Below are 24,517 nucleotides of genomic sequence, written 5' to 3' on the forward strand. Positions count from 1 at the left end.
TTTGTTTTTAACAGCCATTAAATAGGAAGGCGAGCTCGAGCAACCACACTATCTGGCATTTTTTGCGCTAACTTAGTCAGCGCTCGCTCAATTTTTCTATGAGTCGCTTTATCTGCCACCATAGAATTAAATAGCCAACGATAGGCATCTTCAAAATCACGCGGGCTGCCATAACCATCATTAAATAATTTAACTAAACGTAGTTGTGCTTTTAAATTGCCTTGCGACGAGGCTTCACGCAAATACGTAATTGCCATTGCTTTATCTTGCTGAACTAAGCGACCAGTGTCGTAGTATCGTCCCAATTGCTCTAGCGCTGCCGCTAAGCCTTGCTCAGCTGCTTTTCGCATGTAATACACACCTAACTCTACATTGCGATCAACGCACACGTTATAAGCCAGCATATCGCCGTATAAAAATTGATAAGACGGCAATGCCATTTTATTGGCTCGTGCTTCTATATCTTGCACCAACTGGCAATCATCTGCCTTTACGCGCGCTAAATGCGTATTTTTATTTATTAACGCAATTAGCTCTGATTCTGTATATAGCGGCACAGCAGCAGGGCTTTCTGTAGCTAAGCTGTTGGTTGCTATAAATAAAGACAGCGGTATTAACGAAAGCCTTAGTACGCAATTACGATTAAATAAACGCATGTTCACCACTTATATAAATAAACTTATTAAATAATATACAAAGATCGTTCCAAGGTGAATTTTAGACACAAAAAAAGCTGCACGAAGCAGCTTTTTTTAATCTAATGGTAATTACGCAAACGGATTGCGAAGCACCATAGTTTCTACACGGTCAGGACCTGTAGAAATAATATCAATTGGAACACCCGTAATTTCTTCAATACGTTTGATGTAGTCAATCGCAGCTTTTGGTAAACCGTCAAGACTAGTTACACCAACAGTGTTTTCTGACCAACCTGGCATTTCTTCGTATACTGGTGTTACTTTATCGTAACCTTCAGCCGCTAATGGTGTTACGTTAGTAACTGTGCCATCTTCAAGCTTGTAACCAGTACAGATTTTAAGTGTTTCTAAGCCATCTAAAACATCAAGCTTAGTTAAACAAAAACCTGAAATACTGTTGATTTGAACTGCACGGCGCATAGCCACTGCATCTAACCAACCAGTACGACGAAGTCGACCTGTTGTAGCGCCAAACTCATGGCCTTTATCACCTAGGTGCTTACCAACTGGATCTTGTTTATCAAGACCGTCGTAAAGCTCTGTAGGGAAAGGACCTGAACCAACACGTGTAGTGTACGCTTTAATAATACCTAAAACGTAATCAAGGTTTAATGGACCAAAACCTGCACCAGTCGCAACGCCACCAGCGGTAGTGTTTGAAGATGTTACATAAGGGTAAGTACCGTGATCTATATCAAGTAACGTACCTTGTGCACCTTCAAATAAAATGTTTTCGCCTGCTAAACGCGTTTGATCTAAAAGCTCAGTTACATCTACAACCATTGCTTTTAAGATATCAGCAACAGCCATTGCATCATCAAACGTTTTTTGGAAATCTACAGCATCTACTTTGTAGTAGTTAACTAAAGTGAAGTTGTGGTACTCAAGCACTTCTTTTAATTTAGCTGCAAATACTTCAGGATTAAATAAATCGCCTACGCGTAAACCACGACGTGCTACTTTATCTTCGTACGCAGGACCGATTCCACGGCCAGTTGTACCAATAGGCTTATCGCCACGAGCTGTTTCGCGGGCTACATCTAATGCAACATGGAAAGGCAAGATTAGCGGACATGCTTCACTTATTAAAAGACGCTCGCGTACTGGTACGCCGCGCTCTTCAAGCATGCCAATTTCTCTCATTAGCGCTTCTGGTGATAAAACTACACCATTACCAATCACACATTTAACATTGTCACGTAATACACCCGATGGAATAAGGTGTAGAACCGTCTTTTCACCTTCGATAACTAAAGTATGACCCGCATTGTGGCCACCTTGATAACGAACTACTAAAGATGCTTTGTCTGTAAGGAGATCAACTACCTTACCCTTTCCTTCGTCACCCCATTGGGTGCCTAATACAACAACGTTTTTACCCATCGTAAATTCACTTAGAGAAAATTAGGACGAGATTTTACCAGAAAACTAAAGTAAAGATCACCCCTGTTCAGCTTATTTTTTCTGCGGGCAATTGTTATATCCAAATATTGACCAATAACCACATAAATAACAGTGATTTAACGCACTAGTTTGTATTTAACAAAAAGCCCCGCAAATGCGAGGCTTTTTAACTTTTAAATAATTAACGTAAAGTCTATTGAGCTTTAGCGCCTTTCATATATTGGAAGAAGTCGCTATCTGGTGAAAGCACCATAACATCTTGCTTATCTTTAAAAGTCTTTTTGTAAGCTTCAAGTGAACGTACAAAACTAAAGAACTCAGGGTCTTTGTTATACGCATTAGCATAAATGCCTGCAGCATCAGCATCGCCTTGACCACGTACAGAACGTGCATTACGCTCAGCATCAGCAAGCATTACAGTTACTCGACGGTCAACTCCCGCACGAATAGTCTCTGCTTTTTCCTGACCTTCAGAACGGTGCTCTTTTGCAACCGCAGTACGCTCAGCGCGCATACGTTGGTAAATAGAGCTACTCACTTCTTGTGGTAAGTTGATTTGCTTAACACGTACGTCTAGTACTTCAATACCTAGCTCACGTGCACTTTCAGAAGCTTGTACTAACGCTTCTTCCATCAACTCGCTACGCTCACCTGATACAATTTCGCGAATTGTACGTGTACCAAAGTTTGTACGAAGACCATTGTTTACTTTTTGCTTAAGTAGCGTTTCAGCATATTGCTTATCGCCACGAGCACGTAAGTAAAAAGCACTAAAGTCATTAACTCGCCATTTTACAAACGAATCAACAATTAAGTCTTTTTTCTCGCTAGTAACAAAGCGATCTGGCGCACCATCTAGCGTTTGAATACGTGCATCAATACGACGTACTTGGCTAAAAAATGGTACTTTAAATTGTAGGCCTGGGCCATATACAATCGCTTTGTCGTCGCTATCTTTTTGTACTTTACTGAATAACATTACAATTGCTTTTTGCCCTTCAGGTACAACAAATACCGATGAGAAAGACATAACAATGGCAGCTAATAGTATTACTAAACTAAAGTTTTTCATTATGATTATCTCCCATCATTGAAGCGGTCGTTGTTAAAGCGGTCATTGCCACTATTAACAGAGCTATTGCGCGACGTATTAACTTTATTACGTAAGTCTTGAATATCACTTGAACTTGGAAGTGCAACTCGTGTTGCGGTTCCTTGCTTGTCCATGATTTTATCAAGAGGTAAATACATCATGTTATTGCCGCCTTTAACATCAACCAATATTTTAGAACTACTCCCTAACACTTCTTCCATTGCATCAATGTATAAGCGCTCACGAGTAACTTCTTTAGCTGCTTGATATTCAGGTAAAAGCTTTTCAAAGCGAGCTACCTCACCTTGTGCTTCCAATGTAATGCGCTCTTGATAACCTTCCGCTTCTTGAGTCATACGCGTTACTTGACCACGAGCACGCGGTTCAATTTCACGAGCATATGCTTCTGCTTCACGGATGAAACGTTCTTCATCTTCTTGTGCAGCAATTGCATCATCAAATGCATCTTTAACTTCAGTTGGTGGACGAGAGTCTTTAAAGTTCACGTCAGTAACAATTAAACCTAAGTTATATGGTTCGATAATCTTATTAAGCTCATCCCATGTATTTTGACGAACAACCTCACGGCCATTAGTTAATACTTGGTCCATTTTTGCATGGCCCACAACATAACGCAGGGCACTGTCTAGCGCTTCTTCTAAGCTACTATCAGCGTTAGTTACGCTAAATTCATAAAGGTATGGGTCAATAACACGGTATTGCACCTGAAACTCAACGCTCACTACGTTTTCGTCTTCAGTAAGCATAAAACCAGAAGCCGATAATGAACGAACAGCTTCAATATCTACTGGGATTACCGTTTCGATAAAAGTCATTTTCCAGCGCAAACCAGGATCAGCAATTCGGTCATATTTACCAAATTGTAGAACCACACCACGCTCGGCTTCTTTAACCGTATAAATACCACTTAACGCCCATACAATAACGGCGATAATAAGTATGAATGAAATACCGGCTCCGCCAAGTCCACCGCCGCTACCATTGCCGGATTTTTTCCCGCCAAATAAGCCGCTGAACTTGTTACTAAACTTGCGGAACACCTCGTCTAAATCAGGTGGGCCTTGATCACGTCCGCCTTTATTATTCCACGGATCTTTGTCATTGCCATTATTACCCGGTTCATTCCAGGCCATAGCTATACTCCATTGTTATCTAAATAAATTAGGGAATTGTGTTAAATCTAACAAATCTACCGCGTTTCTCATACAAAAACCGACATTAAAACGTCAATTTTTAATTACGGTTGATAAAACCAGCAATTTCAGGACCAAATTCTTTAATTAAACGATTCCACTCAACCATTGGCATTCTAACATCTAACAGCCAATTACCTTGCTCATCAAATTGCTCTTCATGCACTGCATTTAAACTGAACAATGCAGCTCTTAAGCGACCATACAATGGCGTAAGAAATAATGTTTCGTTAAACATCTTCTTAGCTAGTAACTCACTGATAGCCTCGCTAAGTAATTCACACCCTTCACCAGTCTGAGCGCTAAGCCATACTCTTATAGGTTGACCTTCGTCATCTCGATCAATACGTGGGCTTACGTTATCCAGCGCATCAATTTTATTATAAATTAATAGCTGTGGTACTTCATCGGCCTCAATTTCTTTAAGCACCGATTGTACTTGTTCAATATTTTCTTGCAGACGTGAGTCTGCGGCATCAATTACATGTAACTGCAAATCAGCTTCGCGAGTTTCAGTAAGCGTTGCTTTAAAAGCAGCAACTAAGTCATGTGGTAGGTGACGAATAAAGCCCACTGTATCAGCTAAGATAACAGGGCCAACATCACCTAACTCAAGCTTACGTAGAGTCGGATCAAGCGTGGCAAACAACTGATCGGCCGCGTATACATCTGAATTTGTAATTCGATTAAATAATGTAGATTTACCCGCATTGGTATAACCAACTAATGAAACTGTAGGTATTTCGTTGCGAGTACGAGCTCGCCTACCTTGTTCACGTTGCACTGCAACTTTAGCTAAACGTGCACGAATATTTTGAATACGGGCACGAAGTAATCTTCTGTCAGTTTCAAGTTGAGTTTCACCAGGACCACGTAAACCAATCCCGCCTTTTTGACGTTCAAGGTGAGTCCAGCCTCGAATTAATCGAGTTGACATATGGCGTAGTTGAGCCAATTCAACTTGCAGCTTACCCTCGTGGGTACGTGCGCGCTGGGCAAAAATATCAAGAATTAGCGTCGTTCTATCAAGCACACGACATTGACAAACGCGCTCTAAATTACGCTCTTGTGATGGCCTGAGTTGATGATTAAAAATTACGACATCTGCTTTGTGGATTTTGACAATCTCAGCTATTTCTTCTGCTTTACCGGTACCGACGAATAGTTTCGGATGTGGTGCTTGACGGCTGCCTTGCACAACCGCCAAACTACTAACACCAGCAGAAGATACCAACATTTCTAATTCATGAAGATCTTCACGATCTCCTTCTTTAGGTAAGTCGATATGAACTAAAATTGCCTGTTCGCCGGATTCATAGCGGTCAAACAAACATTATGCTCCTAATTAAAAGTTTCCAGCTTCTGCCTCTTCAGTGTCATCACTTCCTTGAACTGCTTGGAAGTTAACTGCGCGAGCAGGGACAACTGTAGAAATTGCATGCTTATAAACCATTTGATTTACGGTGTTCTCTAGTAAAATAACAAATTGGTCAAATGACTGAATTTTGCCTTGTAATTTTATGCCATTTACCAAAAAGATTGATACTGGAATGCGCTCACGTCGTAGTGCATTCAAAAATGGGTCTTGTAACGATTGGCCTTTTGCCATGTTATTGTTCCTTCGTTCTAGGTGTTATTATAATTAAGTGGCTGAACTTATTTGATAAAAAACAATATTCAACTACTACTAGCTTAGCGAACTTACTACACGATGCAAGTTTTCTTCGTCGCCTGTTGTTAACCAAGTAACATCAGGCCAACTACGAAGCCACGTTAACTGCCGTTTTGCCAGCTGACGTGTTGCTGCGATGCCACGAAAAACCATTTCATCATGGTTTGTTTCACCCGCAAGGTAATCCCACATTTGTCTATAACCAACACAACGAATAGAAGGCATATTGGGGTGTAAATCCTCACGTAGATATAGGGTCGAAACTTCATTTTCAAACCCCTGATCAATCATTATTTTAAACCTTTCTTCAATTCGGCGGTGTAATTCACTGCGTTCTTGCGGTGCAATTGCAAATTGATGAAAAGTATAAGGTAAAGCCGGCTGTTTTTGCATTTGCAACTCAGTTATGGTCTTACCAGTTAACCTGTAAACCTCTAAAGCTCGATTAATTCTTTGTGAATCATTTTCACTTATTTTTTCGGCTGCTTTTGGGTCAACTTTAACTAATTCTTTATATAAATGAGGCCAGCCAAATTCTTTAGCTTGCGCTTCTAGCTCTGCTCTTATCTCTGTATCTGCTTCAGGTAAAGGCGATAAACCATCAATTAAAGATTTGAAGTACAGCATTGTACCTCCAACCAACACAGGTACTTTACCTTGTCTGTGAAATTCGTCAATTTTTTGCACTGCATCGCGCCTAAAATCTGCAACTGAATACGTTTCACTCGGGTCAAGTAGATCAATTAAATGATGCGGAGCTTTGGCTAATTCTTCGGCATCAGGTTTTGCTGTACCAATGTCCATACCTTTATACACTAGCGCTGAATCTACGCTGATTATTTCTGTATTTAAATGCTCGCACAGCGAGATTGCCAATGCTGTTTTACCTGCTGCAGTTGGACCCATTAAAAATATAACTGGTAAATTACTCAACACTGATACCTTAATCTAATTGCGTTAAATAGTGATTTAGCTCTATTTTAACTGCTTTTTTACGCAAGCGTTCAATAGTTTGTGGATTATTTTTTAAGCGCATTTGTTGCGCTAAAAATACATTGCTTAAATAAAATCGGGTCGGCACGCATTTCATTTGCCATTCTAACCAATTCTCTATATTTTCAAGTTTTGCTTTACACGCATCAAGTAGCTCACCTACCGCTGCACTTACGTCAAGTAAATATAAACACGCTGGCAATTTTTTAACCATTACAAATTGTTTTTCTATTACAAGTTCAAAACCAAGTAAGGTAAACCACGATTGCTGGGATTCTATAAGTAAGCAATCTTCTTTTTCTAAGTTTACTCGCACTGGTAACAAAAGGGCTTTCCCTTCTAAACTTCCGAACTCTTTAATTTGATTATGCCAATCATCAACTAATGCATATTTAAAATGTGAGCAATACAATTGCTGCTCTTCACTAAAGACACACACTCCTTCACTAACACTTATAATAGAAACAGCTTTTAAGACATTATCCACAGATATGGACTGGTGTGGTGCAGCAGATATATTGGCTGCATTATCAAAATGCGCGGCGTGTTGCTCACTCACTCCTTGATAAAACGCATTTACGTCATGATGGCTCGTACTTGGTGCAGCACGGTATGCACCGCCAACACTTCTAGTACCTGAGGACGAACTTGAGCTACCAGCACTTCCAGAGGAAGAGGGCTGTAATTGCGATTTAGGGTAATCAAACACTCCTTCGCTTTCTATATTATTAGTACTGCTATGAGACGACTCAATGAACGCTGGCGTGAGTTCTGCTGCTGTGCTCGCTGATTCGTTAGTGAATTCGCCTTGCAATGGCACTACTACCTGCTTAATAGCTTGCAATATAAAATCATGAATTAACCGCCCTTGATGAAAACGCACTTCATGCTTAGCAGGGTGAACATTTACATCAACCTGCCGAGGGTCAATATCAATATAAATGACAAAACCGGGTAATTCTTGTGTTCCACTTACTTCTTCAAATGCCTGGCGTATAGCATGCAAAATAAGCTTATCGCGCATCATGCGATTATTCACATAAGTGTACTGAGTCGTATTAGCTGAGCCTACAGGTAGCACCCAACCATGCAACTGTAAACCGCCTTCTCCTGATTGAATATGCAAACCTTGCTCGGCAAAGGCCTTGCCTGCAACTTGTGCTACGCGTGTTATAGCCTGAGAGGGATCAGTTTTGGCACGATACTGCCTTACTACTTTTTCGTTGTGAGTTAGTGTAATAGAGACATCAAAGCGACTAAGCGCAATACGCTTTATCAACTCATCAATATGGCTAAATTCAGTTTTTTCGGTGCGTAAAAATTTACGACGTGCTGGAGTATTAAAAAATAAATCTTTTACTTCAATGGTTGTGCCATCGGGATGCGCTACAGGTTTTACTTGAACGGCCATGTCGCGGCCTTCTGCAAAAGCTTGCCAAGCCGCTTCTTGCTCTTTTGGTTTTGAGCTCAGCGTTAAACGCGACACAGAACTAATTGACGCAAGTGCTTCCCCTCTAAAGCCAAGTGAGCAAATGTTTTCAAGGTCATCAAGTGATTTTAATTTACTTGTCGCGTGGCGAGAAAGTGCAAGCGTTAGCTCATCTTTACTTATCCCTGCGCCATTATCACGAATACGAATAAGTTTGTGGCCGCCGCGCTCAATATCAATTTGAATACGCGTTGCGCCAGCATCTAAGCTATTTTCAACAAGCTCTTTTACTACCGACGCTGGGCGCTCAACCACTTCGCCTGCGGCAATTTGGTTGGCTAAACGCGCGGGTAATATTTCAATATTCATGAGACTTCCTAGCAAACATTGCGCTAATAATAATGACTAACTTTGAGGTATATCGAGCTCTTGCCCAATAAATAAGGTATTAGAACTAAGCTTATTAACTTGTTTTAATTTATTGACTGTAACGCCATAGCGACTCGCTAACATACTTAAAGATTCACCGGGGCGTACTTTATGCTTTGTTGGATATTGCGACTTTAATTTAGCAAATAAAGAATCATCCGGCGGATTTTTCAAATAATAATTTTTAATTGAAGTAAATATAGCTTTAGCTAAACGCTCTTGATGATTAGGACTTTTAAGTAGCTTTTCTTCTCGCGGGTTAGATATAAACCCTGTTTCTACCAAAATAGATGGAATATCTGGTGATTTTAGTACTGCAAGGCTCGCATGCTGGGGATCTTTTTTATGCAGTTTGGCAACCTTACGAAGCTCTTTAACCACTTCATCAGCTACATTTAAGCCAGTTTTCATAGAGTGGTCCATCGACATATCAAGCAACGCTTGTGCTAGATATTTTTCATTGGCGGCATCTTTCATTACATCAGCAGCGCCACCTAAAAGCTCGGAGTGTTTTTCTTTATCTTCTATCCATTTACCTATTTCTGAATTAGCACGTCTTAATGACAAAACCCACACAGAGGCACCATTTGGCCCAGGGCTTGTAAATGCATCAGCATGAATAGAAACAAAAAAATCTGCCTTTTTTTCACGGGCTCGATTAGTACGAGTATTTAATTTTACAAAATAGTCACCGCTTCGTACCATGCGCGAAATCATGCCACGTTCGCCATCAATCATGCGCTCTAAACGTTTCGCAATTTGCAGTGTAACTGTTTTTTCGTAGGTGCCTGATGGCCCAATTGAACCAGGATCTTCGCCGCCATGCCCCGCATCAATTGCAATAACAATGTCGCGTTCTTGGCTTAGTTGACGGTTTTTAGCGGCTGTTTGAGCAGGAGAAACAACTGTAGTAGCTTGGCTTTTATTGTATAAATCAACAACGAGTCTATTTTTATAAGGGCCTGTAGGTGCGAGGGCAAATACCACTGGCTTTATTGGCGCACTTAATTCAAATACTAAACGTACGCTTTGTTTATTTTTAGGTTTTGAGTAACGTAATTTGCTTACTATTTGATGTTTCGGGGGCACACCTGGCAATGTTTTTAACTCGCTAGTATTTTCTAAATCAATCACTAGGCGGCTAGGGTTTTTAAGCATGAAATAGCTAAAGTCGGGCTTATCATTTAAATCAAATACCACGCGCGTACTATCTGGAGACGGCCATACACGCACACTATTGATTGTGTTTTTAGCCCATAGCGGCAAGCTTATGGTGATAACCATAAGATAAATAAAAAGTTTAACTACACCTCGGCTCATTGGATAATTACTGCCTTAACTATATTATTATTGATTATTTAGTTTTTCGACAATTGCTATACCGCGCTCACTCGCACTATTTATAACAATTTTACGTTCGTTACCCACATAGCTTAGAGTAATATCTAAATCAGGCACAGGAATAAATTCACCACCCTTTTCAGGCCATTCAACAACACAAATTGCGTCTGCTGAGAAATAATCGCGTATTCCCATGTATTCGAGTTCTTCAGGATCACCTAAGCGGTATAAGTCAAAATGATAAACATTTGCACGCTCAAGCTCATAAGGTTCTACTAGTGTATAGGTCGGGCTTTTAACCTTACCTGTATGGCCAAAGCCTTGCACTACACCTCGTGTAAACGTTGTTTTACCAGCACCTAAATCACCATGTAAATAAATAACCGCACCTTGCTCTATAATATCAGCAACGCGATTACCCATTGTAACCGTGGCAATCTCATCAGTTAAATGAAATTCAAAACTACGCGTCATTATTACCTCAAAAATTCATTCAAAAGCGCATATTTGCTAATCATACCAGAATATTCATTTAAGGCGATAAATTGAGGTTTTAGACATAAAAAAACCAGACAAGCGAATGATTAAGTTATATTTGAATATCTATTTTCGATACCTTAAAACTGTAACATTGAAATAAAGTAAGAGAAAAGTAACGCTACGGCTTATATGCCTATAGCAAGTATTAAAGTTACTGAGATATGTAAGCTTATAATCAAACTTTTATGATTCAGCCACTAGTTCTGATACTAAAAAATATATAGCAACAACGGAGTTGATGACACAAACCAGAAAACTACCCTGCATGCTTTTGTATTTCTGATAAAAAGATAATACCAATTCGCTTAATTAAGTGATCTATTTTGAGGCTGGAAAAACGTGTTGATAGCTAGGCAGAAATTCGCTATTTAGTTGTTCTAAATGAGCATTTTTTAAAGCAGGTAGCGACACGTTTAGCCCCACAAAATGATTAAGTATTATTGCGGATTGGTATAAGTCCTAAATGTGTAAACACGTTTCAAGACAAGGCAGTTCCAGAAAACAAAAAGCCCCGGCTAATGCCAGGGCTTTTTTACAAAACTAACTTAATTAAAAATTAAGCTTGTTTTGGACTAGAAATAACGTCTACTAAAGTCCAAGATTTATTCTTAGAAATTGGTGCGCATTCACGGATAGTAACTACGTCACCCGCTTTTGCTGTGTTATTTTCGTCATGTACGTGTAACTTAGTCGTACGTTTAATGAATTTCCCATAGATTGGGTGCTTCACATAACGTGCGATAGCGATAGTGAAAGATTTTTCCATCTTGTCGCTGATTACACGGCCTTGAAGAGTACGAATTTTATCGCTCATTATTGACCTGCCTTCTGGTTAATAACTGTTTTTACACGCGCGATATCGCGGCGTACTGTTCTTAGCGTGTGTGTCTGAGCTAACTGACCAGTGCTAGCTTGCATGCGCATATTAAATTGCTCACGAAGTAGTCCTAGAAGTTCAGCATTAAGCTCTTCTACGCTTTTATCTTTTAGTTCGCTAGCTTTCATCACATTACCGTCCGAGTTACGAAAGTTGTTTTGAATGGCAGTTTACGAGCAGCAAGGTCAAACGCTTCACGAGCAAGCTCTTCTGAAACACCTTCCATTTCGTAAAGTACTTTACCAGGCTGAATTTCAGCAACCCAATATTCAACAGAACCTTTACCTTTACCCATACGAACTTCAAGAGGTTTTTCTGTAATCGGTTTGTCAGGGAAGACACGAATCCAGATTTTACCTTGACGTTTCACGTGACGCGTCATAGCACGACGAGCTGCTTCGATTTGACGAGCAGTCATACGGCCACGGCCAGTTGCTTTCAATCCGAAAGTACCGAAGCTTACTTTGTTACCGTTTTGCGCTAAACCGCGGTTGCGGCCTTTGTGCATTTTACGGAATTTTGTACGTTTTGGCTGTAACATTACTCGCTACCTCTACTTAGCACTTTTCTTGGCTTTCTTTGGTGCGCGTTTAGCTGGCTTCTCTTGCTCTTGTACTAGTGGTAAACCACCAATAACTTCGCCTTTGAAGATCCAAACTTTAACACCAATGATACCATAAGTGGTTAAGGCTTCAGAAGTTGCGTAATCGATATCAGCACGAAGAGTATGTAGAGGTACACGACCTTCACGATACCATTCTGAACGTGCGATTTCAGCGCCGCCAAGACGACCGCTAACTTCAACTTTAATCCCTTTAGAACCGATGCGCATTGCATTTTGTACCGAACGCTTCATAGCGCGACGGAACATAACACGACGTTCTAGTTGAGAGGCAATGCCGTCTGCTACTAGTTGTGCATCTAGTTCTGGTTTACGTACTTCAGAGATATTAATCTGAGCAGGTACACCAGCGATTTTAGTTACCGCTTGACGTAATTTTTCTACGTCTTCGCCTTTTTTACCGATAACAACACCCGGACGAGCCGTGTGAATTGTTACTCGGATTGATTTTGCTGGACGCTCAATAACGATTTTAGACACAGAAGCCGTTTTTAATTCCTTAGTAAGGAATGTACGAACTTTGTGATCGCCAAAAAGCTGTGCAGAGAAATCTTTTGAACTCGCGTACCAGGTAGAAACCCAAGGTTTAGATATACCTAGGCGAATACCAGTAGGATGAACTTTTTGTCCCATTACTTATACTCCTAGCTATCTGAAACCATAACAGTGATATGGCTTGTACGCTTAAGGATGCGATCTGCGCGTCCTTTAGCACGAGGCATAATACGTTTCATTGTAGGACCATCGTCCACAAAGATCGTTGTTATACGAAGCTCATCAATGTCAGCACCTTCGTTATGCTCTGCGTTAGCAATAGCAGACTCAAGTACTTTCTTAACTAATACAGCCGCTTTCTTAGGGCTGTACGCCAGGATTTCTAGTGCGCGATCTACAGGTAACCCGCGGATCTGATCTGCAACTAGACGTGCTTTTTGCGCCGAACCAGAGGCGAATTTATGTTTAGCTAATGCTTGCATTTATCTTCCCCTCTTATCGTTTCTTCGCTTTCTTATCCGCAGCATGGCCACGGTAAGTGCGAGTTGGTGCAAATTCACCTAGTTTGTGACCGATCATTTCGTCAGAAACGAAAACTGGTACGTGCTGGCGACCATTATGGACAGCAATGGTCAATCCGATCATGTTAGGTATGATCATTGAACGACGGCTCCAAGTTTTAATTGGCTTTTTCTCACCGCTTTCCAAAGCTTTCTCTACCTTCTTCAGCAAGTGTAGGTCTATAAAAGGACCCTTCTTGAGAGAGCGTGGCATGGCTATTCCTCAATATTACTTAGTACGACGACGTACTATAAATTTATCCGTACGCTTGTTCTTACGCGTCTTCGCACCTTTAGTCGGCTTACCCCATGGAGACACAGGATGACGACCACCAGATGTACGACCTTCACCACCACCGTGTGGGTGATCTACCGGGTTCATGGCAACACCACGAACTGTCGGACGAATACCACGCCAGCGATTTGCACCTGCTTTACCAAGTGAACGAAGCATATGCTCAGCATTGCCTACTTCACCTAGAGTCGCACGACAATCAGATTCAACTTTACGAACTTCGCCTGAACGAAGACGTAATGTTACATACTGACCATCACGAGCAAGGATTTGAACGTATGCACCAGCAGAACGTGCGATTTGAGCACCTTTACCTGGTTTTAATTCTACGTTGTGAACAGTCGAACCTACAGGCATATTACGCATTGGTAATGCATTACCAGGTTTGATTGGTGCATCAACACCAGACTGGATTGCATCGCCAGCTTTTAAGCCTTTTGGTGCGATAATGTAACGACGCTCACCGTCTGCATATAATACAAGAGCGATGTTTGCGCTACGATTTGGATCGTATTCTAAACGTTCAACAGTGGCTGGAATGCCATCTTTAGTACGTTTAAAATCGATTAAACGGTAATGTTGTTTATGACCACCACCGATATGACGAACCGTAATACGACCATTGTTATTACGACCACCTGATTTAGAGTTTTTTTCTAAAAGTGGTGCGTATGGCTTACCCTTATGTAGATCAGAGTTAACCACTTTAACTAGGTGACGACGGCCCGCAGAAGTAGGCTTACACTTTTGAAGTGCCATAATTCTATCCCCTTATTACTCGGCGCCGCCGACAAAGTCTAGCTCGCTGCCTTCTTTAAGAGTAACGTAAGCTTTTTTCCAGTCGCTACGACGACCGAAACGTGCGCCAGTACGTTTTGTTTTACCCTTAACGTTAAGTGTGCGAACACCCGTTACTTCTACTTCAAAAAGCTTCTCAACTGCTACTTTAATTTCAGCTTTAGTTGCGTCATTTACTACTTTAAAAACAATAGTATTGTTTTCTTCAGCAGCAATTGTGCTTTTTTCAGAGATATGTGGAGCAAGGATCACTTTTAAAAGACGTTCTTCGCGAATCATGCTAGCGCCTCCTCAAGTTGCTTAACAGCAGCGGCTGTAATAAGTACCTTATCGAAAGCAATTAAGCTTACAGGATCGATACCAGCTACATCACGTGTGTCAACCTTATAAAGGTTACGTGCCGATAAGAAAAGATTTTCATCTACTTCTTCAGTCACGATAAGAACATCTTTAAGCTCAAGTTCTTTAAGCTTAGCAACTAGTTCTTTAGTTTTTGGTGCTGCTAGAGCAAAACTTTCAACAACGATTAAACGCTCTTGACGAACTAATTCAGATAAGATGCTTTTAATCGCACCACGGTACATTTTACGGTTTACTTTTTGGCTGTGGTCTTGTGGTTTAGCTGCAAAGCTAACGCCACCTGAACGCCAAATTGGGCTACGGATTGTACCGGCACGTGCACGGCCAGTACCTTTTTGAGCCCATGGTTTTTTACCACCACCGCTTACTTCAGAACGTGTCTTCTGAGCACGAGTACCTTGACGAGCACCTGCTGCGTATGCAACAACTACTTGGTGTACTAATGCTTCGTTAAACTCACGTCCAAAAGTAGCTTCAGAAACTTCAAGACCGCCAGAAGCGTCTTTAATTGCTAATTCCATCACTAAATCTCCAGGACTTATGCTTTAACAGCTGGTTTAACGATAACGTCACCGCCAATAGCTCCAGGTACTGCACCCTTAACTAAAAGCAAATTACGCTCAGCGTCAACGCGAACTAGTTCTAAGTTTTGAGTCGTTACACGCTCAGCACCCATATGACCGGCCATTTTCTTACCTTTAAACACCTTACCAGGTGATTGGTTTTGACCGATTGAACCAGGAGCACGGTGAGATAGAGAGTTACCATGTGTAGCGTCTTGCATGCTGAAATTCCAGCGCTTAACACCACCTTGGAAACCTTTACCTTTAGAAGTACCGGTTACGTCAACCTTGTTGATTTCGTTGAATAATTCAACAGTAAGCTCAGCGCCTACTTCAAAATCGCCTTCACCACCGTTAAGGCGGAATTCCCACAGACCGCGACCCGCTTCAACACCAGCTTTAGCGAAATGACCCGCTTTAGCTTTGTTTACACGACTTGCTTTTTTAGTGCCTGCGGTTACTTGAAGCGCGTTATAACCGTCTGTTGCGTCAGATTTGATCTGAGCAATGCGGTTAGGTGTCGCTTCAATAACTGTCACAGGGATAGATACACCATCTTCAGTGAAGATTCGTGTCATACCCACTTTACGACCGACTAGACCTAATGCCATTTTCCTAAAACCTCTCTAATCTTTCGATTAACCCAGGCTGATTTGAACATCAACACCAGCAGCAAGATCTAAACGCATAAGCGCGTCTACAGTCTTGTCAGTTGGTTCTACGATGTCTATCAGACGTTTATGGGTGCGGATCTCGTACTGATCACGCGCATCTTTATTAACGTGCGGTGAAGTTAGTACAGTAAAACGTTCAAAGCGTGTAGGTAGTGGGATTGGACCACGTACTTGTGCGCCAGTGCGTTTCGCAGTTTCCACGATTTCTGCCGTTGATTGGTCAATCAAACGGTGGTCAAAAGCTTTTAGGCGAATACGAATGCGTTGATTTGACATTCTTAACCTCAATATAAAGAGCATATAAAAGAGCATAAAAAAACGACCGAAACAATCTTAAAACTTAAGATGTCGGCTGTTTGATTATATCTACGTTGAGTTCCAAATCGGAACTCCTGTTTATTAGCTTGAAATCCAAGCTTAATTTATCCTTTCTAATTCCCAGAGGAATTTTGAAAGCCTGCGTATTATAGAGGTATTGGTGATAAATGCAACAACTATTTAGAAACAATGTAATGAACACTAATTTGATTAAATATGCGTCCATACATGTTCAATCGCTATACTTGAACTAATGCTTTTGATGCTAGTCAACAAACAACTAAACATCTTAATTGCGCAAACTAAGGGATTTTTAGATATTATGGTATCCTGTTGCGCTAATTTTGCCCTTAATACTCTCAATATGGTGAGTCGATGCGTATTTTTAATTATTGTTTAAATGTTATGTCTGCTGGATTTAGCCGCTTATTTGTGAAAAGCAAAGTGCTACCAGAAAATCCTATTAAACAGTATGAGCTAAACCCTGAGTACCCTACATTTTATATAGTGCGTTTAAATTCACGTTTTGATTTAGCCGCGCTGGCGCATGTTTGTAAAAAGAATGGCCTACCAAGCCCAACAGAAGAGCAAGTGCTAGGGACTCAGAATTTAGACCGTTTTATTGGTATTAAAAATCCACCACCACTGTTTGGTGATGAAGCAAAACCAACCAATGCTTTAGCCCAAGGCAAGCAAATTATTGAGTACTTAATAAAAAGCGGTCAGCAAAACGTACAAGTGGTGCCTGTTACTATTTTATGGGGGCGCGACCCAGGTAAAGAAAAGCCAGGACTACGTACTTTAATTACACACTCTCTTACTCCAAGCTGGTTTAGAAAGTTTTTTGTGGTGTTATTTTCAGGGCGCGATAACTTTATTCGCTTTAGCCAACCACTCGACTTATCTCTTTTAGTCAATGAAAAAGCCGATGTAAGCGAGTTACCACATAAATTATTACGTGTAGCACGTGTTCACTTTAAGCGCCAAAAGCTAGCTGCTACAGGCCCTAAAATGCCATCTCGTGAGCAATTGTTTAATTCATTATTAGCGTCACCTACTATAAAAAAAGCAATTCAAGATGAAGCTAACGCTAAAAACATTAGCCAAACAGAAGCTCGTCAAAATGCACTTAAGCTACTTGATGAAATAGCCGCTAATTACTCTGAAGCAATGATACGTGTGGCCGAAAGGTTTTTAACTTGGTTATGGAATAAGCTTTATAATGGTATTGATATTAAACACGCCGAACAAATTCATGAACTAACAGATAAAGGCCATGAAATAATTTATATGCCTTGTCATCGCAGCCATATGGATTACTTACTGCTTACTTACTCTATTTATCATTTAGGTTTAGTACCTCCGCATATAGCTGCAGGTATAAATCTTAACTTTTTCCCTGCCGGAGGCATATTTAGACGCTCTGGTGCGTTTTTTATTCGTCGCTCGTTTGCAGGTAATAAACTTTATTCTGCCATATTCAAAGAGTATTTAAGCCAACTGTTTATTAAAGGTTACTCTGTTAAGTTTTACACGGAGGGCGGTCGAAGCCGAACTGGACGCTTACTGCCGCCTAAAACGGGCATGCTATCTATGACATTACAAGCAATGCTACGCGGAATAGACAGACCAATATCTATTGTACCTGTGTACATTGGCTACGAGCACGTCATGGAAATTAACACCTACCTTAAAGAGCTGGATGGTAAAGATAAAAAAGGCGAATCTATATTTGGTATTTTTAAGGCAATCAAAAACCTTAAAAACTACGGTCGTGGTAATTTAAACTTTGGCGATCCAATCTCTATTAACCAATACTTAAACGATAACCAACCTGATTGGCGTGATTCAATACACCCAACTGACGTGCAAAAGCCACAATGGTTAGCACCACAAGTAACTAAACTTGCCGACCAAGTAATGGTTAAAATTAATAATGCAGCGGCGCTTAATGCGGTTAACTTACTAGCGATGATATTGCTGGTTAATGATAAGCAAGCATTGAGTAAACCAAAGCTATTAGCTCAGCTTGATTTTTATCTGCGCTTACAGCGTGATGCAAGCTACAGTAATAAAGTAACTACACCAGACGAAACACCAGAGCAATTACTAACGCATGCATTAAAGCTTAATAAGTTTGAAGTTATCAGTGATGAGTTTGGCGAAATTATTACGATTAGCGATAAAGAAAAAGTACTGTTTAACTACTACCGAAACAATATTTTGCACTTGTTTGCAGTACCAAGCTTAATTGCACTACATCTATTTAAACAACACAGCACTACGATTGCTCAATGCCAACAACTTGTAAAAACATTTTATCCGCTATTTGCTAAAGAATGGTATTTACAACCTCTTGATGAAAACTACATAACGCGTATTTTAGCTAATTTTGCCGATCAAAATTTAATTGAGTTTGATGGCGATAACATTCATATAACAAACAGTAACGACTGCTTAGCTAAGCTAGAAATGCTTGGACGAGCACTTAGCTTTACCCTACAACGTTACGCTATTGTGATTGGTTTTATTCAAACAAGTGATGGCATTGAAAAAGCCGAGCTTGAAAGAGAAAGCCAAGTACTCGCACAACGTTTAGGTACACTGCATGGTATTAAAACACCTGAGTTTTTTGACAAAAAAGTACTTGTTAGTTTTATCGAAAACTTACGTGGCGAGTCGTTAATAACAGAGGGTGATAAGGGCTTAGTAGGTAGCACACAACTATGTGAAACCTACGCACACCTTAAAACATTACTGCCAGCACGCGTCTGGCAGTCAATCAGCGATATAGTTCAAGATCAGTGTAACTAGCAATGCATTTACAGAAGGGGTTAACGTTGACGCATAACCCCTTCTTGCATTGTTGAGGCAACCAAGTTGCCTTGGCGATCAAAAAACTGCCCCCGTACCAAACCACACCCATTACTCGCACTTGGACTATCAATTGAATACAAAATCCAATCATCCATTCTAAATGGACGATGAAACCACATTGCATGATCAATAGTAGCTACTTGCATATTTGGCTGCATAAACGATACACCATGAGGTTGCAATGCAGTTGGTAAAAACTCAAAATCAGACGCATACGCTAATAAGTAATTATGGATACGCTGATCGTCCGGCATTTCACCATTAGCTTTAAACCAAATATGCTTTACCGGCTCCATAACTTCTGGTTTAAACGGGTTATGAAAAGTAACCGGTCGCATTTCAATTGGCATTTCACGGGTAAACTTATTACGGATAACCTCTGGGATATGCGAAGCGTTATCTTGGTAAAACTCAAGCGATGAACGTAATTCTTCAGGTGCGGGAACATCAGGCATAGTCGCTTGATGCGATAACCCACTCTCTTCACCTTGGAATGACGCGGTCATATAAAAAATAGGTTTACCGTACTGAATTGCTTTGACTCGGCGCGTACTAAAGCTCTTTCCATCACGAATAGTTTCAACGTCATAAACAATGGGTTTAGCCGGATCGCCTGGGCGTAAAAAGTAAGAATGTAATGAATGAACTATTCGCCCTTCAGGTAGAGTTTCTTTGGCAGCAGAAAGCGCCTGCCCCATTACTTGACCACCAAATACAGCACCAAAGCCTAAATCTTGGCTTTGTCCTCGATATAAACCTTGCTCAATTTCTTCAAGTGTTAACAACGACAATAAATCATCTAATACTTGGCTCATTATTTCTTCCTCATTACCCTAGTGTCCAAATGATACTATACAATAGTGGGAAGTAAATATTTGTTAGGAATACTGTTATGGCTTACTGGCTATTTAAAACTGAACCCGATGCGTTTTCATTAGATGACTTAAAAAATGCACCAAAACAAACAACTCTTTGGGAAGGTGTGCGTAATTACCAAGCACGAAATTTTATGCGTGACGACGTCAAAGTCGGTGATTCAGTAATGATTTATCATTCAAGCTGTAAACACGTGGGCGTAGCGGGCATTGCCGAGGTTACTAAAGAAGCCTACCCAGACCCCACTCAATTTGATTTAAGCAGCGACTATTACGATGCAAAAGCCACCAGCGACAAACCACGTTGGGTTGTTGTTGAGGTTACTTATCAAAGCCATTTAAAAAAATTAATTAGCCTTAAAGATATTAAAGCCAATGACAATATTACTGAAATCGCACTTAAAAAGGGCGGACGTCTATCAATAATGCCTGTTACTAAAAATGACTGGGATGTAATAATCAAAATGGCGCAGTAATACCCTATCGGTTTGACCTAATTTCATTGAGTTTGATATGATCTATGCTGACTTATAGCTGGAGGATTAATGAAATTACTGTATTGGTTAGATGAATGGTTAACTCTCCCGCACAATGAGCAACAAACTCGATTACCCATGACGGGTAGTGATTTACTCGGCGATGTATTTGTTAAGTATGATTTTGTTGACGTTAATAAACCCCTGCTTTTTACCTTTTCCCCAGCTGGCACTAACGTGCAAGAGCAAGATCTTCATCCTGATTTTGCACCATGGGGTTATCACTTAGCTCAAAAACAAAACGTAAACGTAATCGCTTTTCAGCATTTGGGTAAAAGTAATTGGTTTCGTAATCGTAATTTAATCTTTTTTCTCGAGCAATTATCAACATTACTTACGCCGTTTGACTGTCGACTTGGCTATGGTTTAAGTCGTGGCGGATTTGCTGTTGGCGCTTTTGCTAAACTATTAAAGCTAAATCAGGTGTTGTTCTTCCATCCGGTAAGTACTAAAAATAAAGAATTAGTACCGTGGGATGACCGCTCTAGTACCGATATAGCTCAGCAGTTTGATTGGCAGCAAGATTATCACGATCTAGATTTAGGAGATGCCCAAGGCTATATTATTTACGATCCTACTAATCGTATAGACCGAATGCACGCTAAGCGCTATAAGCAGTTAACTCACTTACGAGTATTTGGTATGGGACATGGCACACATGCCACATATTTGAATAAGTTTGGATTTTATAAGCAAGTAGCCGTCGATTTTATCCAGCATCAGCAAATTGATATTGCGCAATTTCGTATGCAAACTAAAACCTTACGCTTTAAAGAGGATTATTACAAAAGCCTTAATAAAGCGAATGTAAACTCAGCTCACCGTCAAACACTATTAAGCAAAGCTCATAATATTTTGATTGATGAAAAAGAAGTTCACGTACAGGAACATCAGGCAAAAATTGATATTCAGCCATTAATAGATGTTGCCCTCAAGCATCAAGATGAGCATCCTAATGATGCCATTCAGTTATTAGAAGTTGCTCAACAACTTGTACCTGACGATCCTTTAATTGAGCATAAAATTAAGCAACTAGAAGAGTAATTACGCCAGTAAAAGCGGCTGTAAAGGCCAACTACTCTATTTAACCTTTTTCTTTTTGTGCCCATACTTGGGCACAATGGCAAAGTACATCATTAACCCTAACCAAGAAAATATAATTATTCCCATTAGCCAGCCATTCTTTTCATGACCCTGTGTACGCTTACTGTTGAGTACAATAACGACAGGTAATATATAAGCACTTAAAACAACAATTAAAAATACAACTTCATTCATTATTTTTCTAGGCTCGACCAGTCTACTTCACTACTTAATACTCGATCTACCGATATATAGTGCAAAATATCGCCTTCACTTACTTTGTAATCTAATGGTGGATTTAAATCCATATTTTGCGCACTTAAATTATGAGCAACACCCAACAGTATTGCATCATGCTCAAGCTTAAAATGATGAAACAAAGTACCAAACTCCATATCTTTGCAGCCGCCTGGTATTTTCAAACTAAATTGTGTATCGCCGTGCAAAGTAGATAGCAGCTCCTCTTGCACACGGCTCGAACCTGGATCTTGCATTGAGCGTACGAGTATCTCAGCTGATTTTGCACTACTACACTCTACATTTTGGCAATGCTCTAACATCATCTCAACTTTGGTTTCATCCAAAAAGTGAGCACTTATATGACAATCATCTTTTACTAAGCGACTAATGCGCAGGGCTGTTGTAAATGTCTGATCGTCATCTTGACCATCAATAATCACTTTATCAGCACTACGAATAGCAACCCGCTCTAGCTCAGCTAAATTAGTAAAGCTCGTTAAACGTGCAAAATCAACGCTTTCGTTAGCTAAAAAAGGATGATCCATTTGCTCTGTTACCGCGAGTAAAATACGACGGTCAGTACGTTTCGTATCTGCCAAAATGTAATCAATCATCTTTTTTGTACGAGTGTCGTGCCAACCAAAAATAATAATATGGTGGTTACTGTGGGCAAAGTTTTTATCACCAGTCATAGCGCGCCTAATTAAGTAAGTAACAGTTTGTCCTGCTTTTCCTAGCAAAACACCAAATAAAGCTAAACCAAATGGAATTTGTATTAATGCAACCACCCAACGACCAAGATCAGTAGTTGGACTAAAGTCACCATATCCCACTGTTGATGTTGTTACTGTGTAATAGTAAAAAAAGGTAGTAAGCGAGGTTAACGCTTTCTCATTCGCTATAAATAGTAAGCTCCATGTTAATAGCATATGAGTCAAAATAGCTAATGCCACTGCTTGCCAACTCAACTGATCTATATGAGCGCGAACAAGTAACGCTAGCCTTTTAAATATCACCGGCATAATACAAAGTCTTCGTTAGTAAATTATCTATAAACAGTACGTTACTGTAAGCGATGCTTTTAAGCAATGTTTAAGCTTTTAACCGCAAATATTAGACTAAATGCTGTTTGCCAATGGTGATTTTTCATGATTAATTAGCGTTAAAATAATAACCAAAACAGTTGTGCTTATGCTTAATAAAATAGCCCGCCCTTTTACTAAAATTGTAGAGCGCTATCTTCCCGACCCTTTTATATTTGTAATTTTACTTACAATAATTACCCTTGTCAGTGCGAGCTTATTTACAACCGCAACTAACATTGAAGTATTACAAGCGTGGGGAGGTGGGTTTTGGAACTTATTAAGTTTTGCGATGCAAATGCTACTAGTGTTAATTACAGGCTGTATGTTGGCAAGTACGCCACCTATAAGTAAGTTATTAGAAAAACTAGCAACACTCGCAAATACAGCACCTAAAGCAATTATATTGGTAACGCTTATTTCGCTTTTAGCGAGCTGGATAAATTGGGGATTTGGTTTAGTTATTGGTGCCCTTTTTGCCAAAGCAATTGCTAAACATACTCGTGTTGATTATCGATTATTAGTAGCCAGCGCTTACTCAGGTTTTGTTGTATGGCATGGCGGATTAGCTGGCTCGATTCCTTTAACTATCGCAACCGATGGTCACTTCTCAGAGGCCAGCATTGGTATTATTAGTACAGAGCACACTTTATTTGCGGGCTTTAATATAGCCATATTAGTTGGTTTATTCATTATTATGCCGCTCGTTAATCGCTATATGCTGCCAAGCGTTCAAGAAAGCGTATATATCGACCCAGCTCTTTTACAAGAGACAACACCTAAGCCCACTACAATAACCAGACCTGCCCAACATTTGGAACAAAGCAAACTACTCGGCATGACAATTGGCTTATTAGGTTTGGCATATTTAGGTTATTACTTTTTTATTGCTGGCGGAAACTTAAACCTTAATAGCGTTATTGCCGTATTTTTGTTTTTAGCTATTACGCTGCATCAAACACCCCATAATTTACTTAACAGTCTGCAACAAGCAACTCCAAGCGGGGCTGGCATTGTTATTCAATTTCCTTTTTATGCTGGCATTATGGCGGTAATGGTTGATAGCGGATTAGCACAACAGATATCACGTGGCTTTATTGCCATTGCAGATGCTGATAGCTTGCCATTTTTTAGTTTTATAAGTGCAGGACTCGTTAATATGTTTGTTCCCTCTGGCGGTGGCCAATGGGCTGTACAAGCACCCATTGTAATACCCGCAGCGCAAGAGCTAGGCGCCGATATATCTCGCGTTGCAATGGCCGTTGCATGGGGTGATGCGTGGACTAATTTAATTCAACCGTTTTGGGCATTACCAGTCCTTGCTATCGCAGGCTTAAAAGCAAAAGATATTATGGGGTTTTGTGTTGTGCAGTTGTTTGTAACTGGGGTTTTTATATCGCTGGTATTGAGCTTTTACTAACGGCAAGCATAATAAAAAGGCGTGTAATA

General features: G+C 40.3%; 28 protein-coding genes. 4 read left to right on the top strand and 24 right to left on the bottom strand.

Going from position 1 to position 24,517, the window contains the following annotated elements; genetic code table 11:
- Nucleotides 1-17: 17 nt before the first annotated feature.
- The 21 genes from H5157_RS06470 to rpsJ all read right to left on the bottom strand — a co-directional run bounded on the left by H5157_RS06470 (nt 18) and on the right by rpsJ (nt 16,333).
- Nucleotides 18-656, bottom strand: a complete 639-nt coding sequence (locus H5157_RS06470) for a tetratricopeptide repeat protein (protein ID WP_039489024.1) — start codon at nt 654-656, stop codon at nt 18-20.
- A gap of 111 nt (nt 657-767) precedes the next feature.
- On the bottom strand, nt 768-2,081 hold the full coding sequence (locus tag H5157_RS06475) for an adenylosuccinate synthase (RefSeq protein WP_024597266.1): 1,314 nt from the start codon (nt 2,079-2,081) through the stop codon (nt 768-770).
- A 214-nt stretch (nt 2,082-2,295) separates the two neighbouring features.
- Nucleotides 2,296-3,174 carry a protease modulator HflC gene (gene hflC, locus H5157_RS06480; RefSeq protein WP_002957880.1) on the bottom strand — a complete coding sequence of 293 codons (879 nt, stop codon included), beginning with the start codon at nt 3,172-3,174 and terminating at the stop codon, nt 2,296-2,298.
- A 5-nt stretch (nt 3,175-3,179) separates the two neighbouring features.
- Nucleotides 3,180-4,349 carry an FtsH protease activity modulator HflK gene (gene hflK / locus H5157_RS06485; protein ID WP_002957881.1) on the bottom strand — a complete coding sequence of 390 codons (1,170 nt, stop codon included), beginning with the start codon at nt 4,347-4,349 and terminating at the stop codon, nt 3,180-3,182.
- A gap of 100 nt (nt 4,350-4,449) precedes the next feature.
- Nucleotides 4,450-5,739 (bottom strand): ribosome rescue GTPase HflX, encoded by a 1,290-nt coding sequence (gene hflX, locus H5157_RS06490; protein WP_024597267.1) that lies wholly within the window; start codon nt 5,737-5,739, stop codon nt 4,450-4,452.
- A gap of 15 nt (nt 5,740-5,754) precedes the next feature.
- The gene (hfq, locus tag H5157_RS06495) at nt 5,755-6,018 is read right to left on the bottom strand and encodes an RNA chaperone Hfq (RefSeq protein ID WP_002957883.1); all 264 of its coding nucleotides are present in this window, start codon (nt 6,016-6,018) and stop codon (nt 5,755-5,757) included.
- A 78-nt stretch (nt 6,019-6,096) separates the two neighbouring features.
- Entirely contained in the window at nt 6,097-7,014 is a 918-nt protein-coding gene (gene miaA, locus H5157_RS06500; protein ID WP_182724387.1) for a tRNA (adenosine(37)-N6)-dimethylallyltransferase MiaA, read from the bottom strand.
- Nucleotides 7,015-7,024: 10 nt separating this feature from the next.
- Nucleotides 7,025-8,872, bottom strand: coding sequence for a DNA mismatch repair endonuclease MutL (gene mutL, locus H5157_RS06505; RefSeq protein ID WP_182724388.1), 1,848 nt, complete (start codon nt 8,870-8,872; stop codon nt 7,025-7,027).
- 36 nt (nt 8,873-8,908) lie between these two features.
- The gene (locus H5157_RS06510; RefSeq protein WP_138489744.1) at nt 8,909-10,252 is read right to left on the bottom strand and encodes an N-acetylmuramoyl-L-alanine amidase; all 1,344 of its coding nucleotides are present in this window, start codon (nt 10,250-10,252) and stop codon (nt 8,909-8,911) included.
- Between the two features lie 27 nt (nt 10,253-10,279).
- Nucleotides 10,280-10,747, bottom strand: coding sequence for a tRNA (adenosine(37)-N6)-threonylcarbamoyltransferase complex ATPase subunit type 1 TsaE (tsaE, locus tag H5157_RS06515; RefSeq protein ID WP_182712012.1), 468 nt, complete (start codon nt 10,745-10,747; stop codon nt 10,280-10,282).
- Nucleotides 10,748-11,369: 622 nt separating this feature from the next.
- Nucleotides 11,370-11,627: a 30S ribosomal protein S17 gene (rpsQ, locus tag H5157_RS06520; protein WP_002957888.1), complete on the bottom strand. Its 258-nt coding sequence runs from the start codon at nt 11,625-11,627 to the stop codon at nt 11,370-11,372.
- Nucleotides 11,627-11,818 carry a 50S ribosomal protein L29 gene (rpmC, locus tag H5157_RS06525; protein WP_002957889.1) on the bottom strand — a complete coding sequence of 64 codons (192 nt, stop codon included), beginning with the start codon at nt 11,816-11,818 and terminating at the stop codon, nt 11,627-11,629. Before rpmC ends, rpsQ begins: the two co-directional genes overlap by 1 nt.
- Nucleotides 11,818-12,231 (bottom strand): 50S ribosomal protein L16, encoded by a 414-nt coding sequence (gene rplP / locus H5157_RS06530; protein ID WP_002957890.1) that lies wholly within the window; start codon nt 12,229-12,231, stop codon nt 11,818-11,820. The genes rpmC and rplP overlap by 1 nt, the downstream gene beginning before the upstream one ends.
- A gap of 12 nt (nt 12,232-12,243) precedes the next feature.
- Nucleotides 12,244-12,945 (bottom strand): 30S ribosomal protein S3, encoded by a 702-nt coding sequence (gene rpsC / locus H5157_RS06535; RefSeq protein WP_002957891.1) that lies wholly within the window; start codon nt 12,943-12,945, stop codon nt 12,244-12,246.
- Between the two features lie 11 nt (nt 12,946-12,956).
- Entirely contained in the window at nt 12,957-13,289 is a 333-nt protein-coding gene (gene rplV / locus H5157_RS06540) for a 50S ribosomal protein L22 (protein ID WP_002957892.1), read from the bottom strand.
- Nucleotides 13,290-13,302: 13 nt separating this feature from the next.
- The gene (gene rpsS, locus H5157_RS06545) at nt 13,303-13,581 is read right to left on the bottom strand and encodes a 30S ribosomal protein S19 (RefSeq protein ID WP_004588689.1); all 279 of its coding nucleotides are present in this window, start codon (nt 13,579-13,581) and stop codon (nt 13,303-13,305) included.
- A gap of 15 nt (nt 13,582-13,596) precedes the next feature.
- Nucleotides 13,597-14,421: a 50S ribosomal protein L2 gene (gene rplB / locus H5157_RS06550; protein ID WP_002957895.1), complete on the bottom strand. Its 825-nt coding sequence runs from the start codon at nt 14,419-14,421 to the stop codon at nt 13,597-13,599.
- A gap of 15 nt (nt 14,422-14,436) precedes the next feature.
- Nucleotides 14,437-14,739, bottom strand: coding sequence for a 50S ribosomal protein L23 (rplW, locus tag H5157_RS06555; RefSeq protein ID WP_002957896.1), 303 nt, complete (start codon nt 14,737-14,739; stop codon nt 14,437-14,439).
- On the bottom strand, nt 14,736-15,341 hold the full coding sequence (rplD, locus tag H5157_RS06560) for a 50S ribosomal protein L4 (RefSeq protein WP_002957897.1): 606 nt from the start codon (nt 15,339-15,341) through the stop codon (nt 14,736-14,738). The genes rplW and rplD overlap by 4 nt, the downstream gene beginning before the upstream one ends.
- A gap of 17 nt (nt 15,342-15,358) precedes the next feature.
- On the bottom strand, nt 15,359-15,994 hold the full coding sequence (rplC, locus tag H5157_RS06565; protein ID WP_002957898.1) for a 50S ribosomal protein L3: 636 nt from the start codon (nt 15,992-15,994) through the stop codon (nt 15,359-15,361).
- A gap of 27 nt (nt 15,995-16,021) precedes the next feature.
- Nucleotides 16,022-16,333, bottom strand: coding sequence for a 30S ribosomal protein S10 (rpsJ, locus tag H5157_RS06570; RefSeq protein WP_002957900.1), 312 nt, complete (start codon nt 16,331-16,333; stop codon nt 16,022-16,024).
- 417 nt (nt 16,334-16,750) lie between these two features.
- Here rpsJ and plsB point away from each other — a divergent pair, with 417 nt between their 5' ends.
- The gene (gene plsB / locus H5157_RS06575; protein WP_002957901.1) at nt 16,751-19,189 is read left to right on the top strand and encodes a glycerol-3-phosphate 1-O-acyltransferase PlsB; all 2,439 of its coding nucleotides are present in this window, start codon (nt 16,751-16,753) and stop codon (nt 19,187-19,189) included.
- Nucleotides 19,190-19,209: 20 nt separating this feature from the next.
- On the opposite strand, the gene tesB is transcribed toward plsB, so the two are convergent.
- A complete protein-coding gene (tesB, locus tag H5157_RS06580; protein ID WP_024597275.1) occupies nt 19,210-20,067 on the bottom strand; it encodes an acyl-CoA thioesterase II in 858 nt (285 codons plus the stop codon).
- A gap of 77 nt (nt 20,068-20,144) precedes the next feature.
- Between tesB and H5157_RS06585 the strand changes: the two genes are divergently transcribed.
- Nucleotides 20,145-20,603 (top strand): EVE domain-containing protein, encoded by a 459-nt coding sequence (locus H5157_RS06585; RefSeq protein WP_182693725.1) that lies wholly within the window; start codon nt 20,145-20,147, stop codon nt 20,601-20,603.
- A 69-nt stretch (nt 20,604-20,672) separates the two neighbouring features.
- The gene (locus H5157_RS06590) at nt 20,673-21,707 is read left to right on the top strand and encodes a cytosolic protein (protein ID WP_182724389.1); all 1,035 of its coding nucleotides are present in this window, start codon (nt 20,673-20,675) and stop codon (nt 21,705-21,707) included.
- 36 nt (nt 21,708-21,743) lie between these two features.
- Here H5157_RS06590 and H5157_RS06595 read toward each other — a convergent pair whose 3' ends face one another.
- Together H5157_RS06595 and H5157_RS06600 are read right to left on the bottom strand one after the other, a co-directional pair.
- Nucleotides 21,744-21,941: a PLDc N-terminal domain-containing protein gene (locus H5157_RS06595; protein ID WP_182675765.1), complete on the bottom strand. Its 198-nt coding sequence runs from the start codon at nt 21,939-21,941 to the stop codon at nt 21,744-21,746.
- A complete protein-coding gene (locus tag H5157_RS06600) occupies nt 21,941-23,008 on the bottom strand; it encodes a potassium channel family protein (RefSeq protein ID WP_002957906.1) in 1,068 nt (355 codons plus the stop codon). The genes H5157_RS06595 and H5157_RS06600 overlap by 1 nt, the downstream gene beginning before the upstream one ends.
- A 169-nt stretch (nt 23,009-23,177) precedes the next feature.
- Between H5157_RS06600 and H5157_RS06605 the strand changes: the two genes are divergently transcribed.
- Nucleotides 23,178-24,488, top strand: coding sequence for a short-chain fatty acid transporter (locus tag H5157_RS06605; RefSeq protein ID WP_182724390.1), 1,311 nt, complete (start codon nt 23,178-23,180; stop codon nt 24,486-24,488).
- Nucleotides 24,489-24,517 lie beyond the last annotated feature (29 nt).

It is taken from the genome of Pseudoalteromonas sp. SG43-3 (genome assembly GCF_014164385.1).
Taxonomy (GTDB): domain Bacteria; phylum Pseudomonadota; class Gammaproteobacteria; order Enterobacterales; family Alteromonadaceae; genus Pseudoalteromonas; species Pseudoalteromonas distincta.